Source organism: Caulobacter sp. B11, from assembly GCF_002737765.1.
In the GTDB taxonomy this organism is placed as follows: Bacteria; Pseudomonadota; Alphaproteobacteria; order Caulobacterales; family Caulobacteraceae; genus Caulobacter.
Genome location: NZ_PEGG01000204.1, coordinates 1 through 3979, shown reverse-complemented (window position 1 = coordinate 3979; position 3979 = coordinate 1). Strand labels below are relative to the sequence as shown.

3 protein-coding genes and 2 pseudogenes are annotated in these 3979 nt (G+C 66.2%); 2 read left to right on the top strand and 3 right to left on the bottom strand.

The features are described from left to right. From CSW58_RS09060 to divK, 3 genes and pseudogenes are all read right to left on the bottom strand, one after another. Positions 1 to 1105 (bottom strand): annotated as a pseudogene (locus tag CSW58_RS09060) (PEP/pyruvate-binding domain-containing protein); the annotation flags it as partial. A 90-nt stretch (positions 1106 to 1195) separates the two neighbouring features. Continuing rightward, entirely contained in the window at positions 1196 to 2560 is a 1365-nt protein-coding gene (locus CSW58_RS09055) for a PleD family two-component system response regulator (protein ID WP_099447067.1), read from the bottom strand. A gap of 6 nt (positions 2561 to 2566) precedes the next feature. After that, the gene (gene divK, locus CSW58_RS09050; RefSeq protein WP_099447068.1) at positions 2567 to 2935 is read right to left on the bottom strand and encodes a cell-cycle response regulator DivK; all 369 of its coding nucleotides are present in this window, start codon (positions 2933 to 2935) and stop codon (positions 2567 to 2569) included. Between the two features lie 121 nt (positions 2936 to 3056). Here divK and CSW58_RS09045 point away from each other — a divergent pair, with 121 nt between their 5' ends. Further along, positions 3057 to 3704: a hypothetical protein gene (locus CSW58_RS09045; protein WP_099447066.1), complete on the top strand. Its 648-nt coding sequence runs from the start codon at positions 3057 to 3059 to the stop codon at positions 3702 to 3704. Further along, a pseudogene (locus CSW58_RS09040) lies at positions 3701 to 3979 on the top strand (ROK family protein); the annotation flags it as partial. The gene CSW58_RS09045 and the pseudogene CSW58_RS09040, both read left to right, overlap by 4 nt.

The following is a 3979-nucleotide window of genomic DNA, read 5'->3' as shown; positions in this document are numbered from 1 at the left end:
GCAGGCCGACGGCGATCACGTCACGCTCGGCCGACGGGTCGATGGTCGGGTGCAGAAGCTGATCCAGCGAGCCCGGCTCGACCCGACCGATGGCTTCCTCGCGCGAGATCACGCCCTCGGCGGCCATGTCGACGGCGATCTTCAACGCCGCCTTGGCGGTGCGTTTGCCGTTACGGGTCTGCAGCATGTAGAGCACGCCCTGCTCGACCGTGAACTCGATGTCCTGCATGTCGCGATAGTGACGCTCCAGCGTCTCGACCACCGACTTGAACTGGGCGAACACCACCGGCATCGCCTCTTCCATCGAGGGGGTCTGGTCGCCCATCTCCTCACGGGCCGCCTTGGTCAGGGACTGGGGCGTGCGAATGCCGGCCACCACGTCTTCGCCCTGGGCGTTGATCAGGAACTCGCCATAGAGGCGGTTGTCGCCATTGGACGGATTGCGCGTGAAGGCCACGCCCGTCGCCGAGGTCTCGCCCATATTGCCAAACACCATCGACTGAATATTGACGGCGGTGCCCCAGGCCTCGGGGATGTCGTGCATGCGGCGATAGAACTTGGCCCGGTCGTTCATCCAGCTGGCGAACACCGCGCCCACGGCGCCCCAGAGCTGCTCCTGAGCGTCCTGCGGGAAGGGCTTGCCCAGCTGTTCCAGCACGGCGGCCTTGTAGTCCTTGATCACCGCGGCCCAGTCGTCGGCCGTCAGGCCGGTGTCGACATGGATGTCGAGCCGATCCTTGTGGTCATCGAGGATCTCCTCGAACATGTGGTGCTCCAGATCGAGCACGACATTGGAGTACATCTGGATGAAGCGGCGATAGCTGTCATAGGCGAAGCGACGGTCGCCCGAGAGCACGGCGAGGCCCTCGACGGTCTCGTCGTTGAGGCCCAGGTTCAGCACGGTGTCCATCATGCCCGGCATCGAGGCCCGGGCGCCGGAACGCACCGAGACCAGCAGCGGGTTGGCGACGTCGCCGAAGGTCTTGCCGGTGATCTGCTCGACCTTGGCCAGGCCGGCCGCGACCTGAGCCGCCAGCTCCGCCGGATACTGCTTGCCGTTGGCGTAATAGTGCACGCAGGCCTCGGTCGTCGAATTCAAGGAAGGCAAGATCAAGTAGATCTTGCGTCATCCTGGACGACACAAAAAAACGCCCGGTGGAAACACCGGGCGTTTTTGATTCTGGGTTCAGGTCGCTCAGGCGGCCTTGCCGACCACCGCGTTGCGGCCCGAGGCCTTGGCCTCATAGACGGCCTCGTCGGCCCGCTTGAGCAGGGCTTCCTGGGTGTCGTGCGGGCCGCTGGTGGCCGAGACGCCGATCGAGATGGTCACGGTCAGCAGGTCCTTGCCGCCGGACACCCGGAAGGGCGAACCGGCCACGTGCATGCGGATGCGTTCGGCGATGCGCAGGGCGTCGTTGAGTTCGGTGTCGGGCATGATCACCGTGAACTCCTCGCCGCCATAGCGGCAGGGCAGATCGATGGCCCGGACGTTGGAGGCCAGACGCAGGGCGAACTCGCGCAGAACCTCGTCGCCGACATCGTGGCCGAAGCCGTCATTGATCTTCTTGAAGTGGTCGATGTCGATCAGCAGGGCCGCGACCGGATCGCCGCCCAGTGAGGCGCGCTTGACCAGCGACTCGAGCTGTCCGGCCATGTAGCGGCGGTTATGCAGACCCGTCAGTTGGTCGGTGACCGCCAGTTCCAGGCTGCTGTCGAGGTTCTGGCGCAGATAGTCGGTATAGCGCTTGCGCTGGATCTGGGTCTTGACCCGGGCCGACAGCTCCTGCGGGTCGATCGGGCGCGGCAGCACGTCATTGATGCCGATCTCCAGCGCCTTGACGATGCGGGGCCGGTCGTCGGGATCGACCATGGCCAGGACCGGCAGGTGACGGGTGCGTTCGTCCGAGCGCAGGGCCGCGGCGAAGCGCAGGCCGTCAAAGGCCTTGGCCACGGTGTTGATGATCACCAGGTCGACCGGTCCACTGGCGGTGATCTGGGCCTTGGCGGTGTCGGTTTCGATGATCGGACGGTGCTCGACCGCCAGTTCGGTGGCCACGCGCTGGGCCTGGCGTTCATTGTCGTCGACGATCAGCACCCGGCCGCCGAGGCCGTCGAGACGCGAGGCGGCGCCGGCGATCACGCCGATGCGGCGGCCCGAGGCCTCGCGCTGGCGCAGTTCGTCGATCACCAGCTTGAAACGGGTCAGGCTGCGCACCCGGGCGAACAGCATCACGTCGTCGATGGGCTTGGTCAGGAAGTCCGACGCCCCGGCCTCCAGGCCCTGGATGCGGTCGGCGCGCCCGTCGAGGGCTGTGACCAGCACCACGGGAATGTGGCGGGTGATCGGGTCTTCCTTGAGGCGGCGGCAGACGGTGAAACCGTCCATGCCGGGCATCATGATGTCGAGCAGGATGATGTCGGGCAGCTGGTCGGCGGCCATGGCCAGGGCCGTGGGGCCGTCATAGGCGCAGGAGACCTGATAATACTCAGCCGAAAGCTTGGCCTCGAGCAGGCGGACATTGGCCTCGATGTCGTCGACAACCAGGATTCGCGCGCTCACGAGGGCCTACCTTTCCAGCAAACGGCGGATGGTCTCGAGAAAATGCGCCACGGAGATGGGCTTGGAGATATAGGCCTCACAACCCCCTTCGCGAATACGCTCCTCGTCGCCCTTCATAGCGAATGCCGTAACGGCGACGACGGGGATATGTGACAGATCGTCGTCCTCCTTCAGCCACTTGGTCACTTCCAGGCCCGAGATCTCGGGCAACTGGATGTCCATGAGGATCAGGTCGGGACGGTGCTCACGGGCGATGGACAGCGCCTGCAGCCCCTCGCGGGTTTGCAGGGTCTCGTAACCCTGGGCTTCGAGCAGATCATGAAAGAGCTTCATGTTCAGCTCATTATCCTCCACGATGAGGACCTTCTTCGTCATCCTGACCCCGACCATTCCGGTCCGTGGCGGCGCATGAGGGATTCGCGACGCTTCTGATCCCAGATCGCACGAATATCCTTAAGCCCCCGCTAATCGCGTTCAAACCGGCCAATCGCAGATCATGGAACCTCGATACACCGACCTTCAGTCCTGCGCCGTCGACGCCGGCGCGCCGTTGGTGATCGTCGATGTCGACGAGGTGCTGGCCCAGTTCATGCGCGGCTTCGGGACCTTCGTGGAACGCCACGGCTTCGAGCTGCGGGTCGACCGCTTCGCCCTGTTCCAGAACCTCTACCGGCCGGGCGAGACGCAGCATATCGACCTGATCGCCGGCAAGGCCCTGTTCGACGACTTCTTCCGCGACGGCGGCGAGGACCTGCCGCCGGCCGTCGGGGCCGCCGACGCCCTGGCCAGCCTGTCGACCCGGGCCGGGGTGGTGATCCTGACCAACGCCCCCGAACACGGCCGCCAGACCCGGGCCCGCTGGCTCAAGACTCACGGCTTCGACTATCCCCTGGTGATCAACAGCGGGCCCAAGGGGCCGGCGGCCGCCGAACTGGCCGGGCGAACGACCCAGGGCGCGGTGTTCATCGACGACCTGCTGCCGCAGCTCGACTCGGTGGCCGCCAGCGCCCCCGGGGTGCGGCGGTTCCAGATGGTCGCCGACGAGCGCCTGCGGCCCCTGGCCCCCACCGCCCCCGACCGCCACACCCGCATCGACCTGTGGAGCGACCTCCAGCTCGCCATCGAAGCCGAGTTGCTGGCATGATCCGCTTTGGCGTGGACTTCGGCGGCACCAAGATCGAGATCGCCGCCCTCGACGCCGAGGGGCGCTTCGTCGCCCGGGTGCGCAAGCCTAATCCCGGCGACTATGACAGCGCCGTGGGGTGATCGCCGCCCTGCTGGCCGACGCCGAGACCATGGCCGGGACCAGGGCCGCGCGGCTGGGCCTGGGCGTTCCGGGCTCGATCTCGCCGCGCAGCGGCCTGATCCGCAACGCCAACAGCGTCTATCTCAATGGTCGTCCGTTCGCGGAGGATCTGG

Bases quoted from the DNA above. Each gene is read 5' to 3' on its own strand.
- CSW58_RS09045 (WP_099447066.1), top strand. From the start codon at position 3,057: ATGGAACCTCGATACACCGACCTTCAGTCCTGCGCCGTCGACGCCGGC.
- divK (WP_099447068.1), bottom strand. From the start codon at position 2,935: ATGACGAAGAAGGTCCTCATCGTGGAGGATAATGAGCTGAACATGAAG.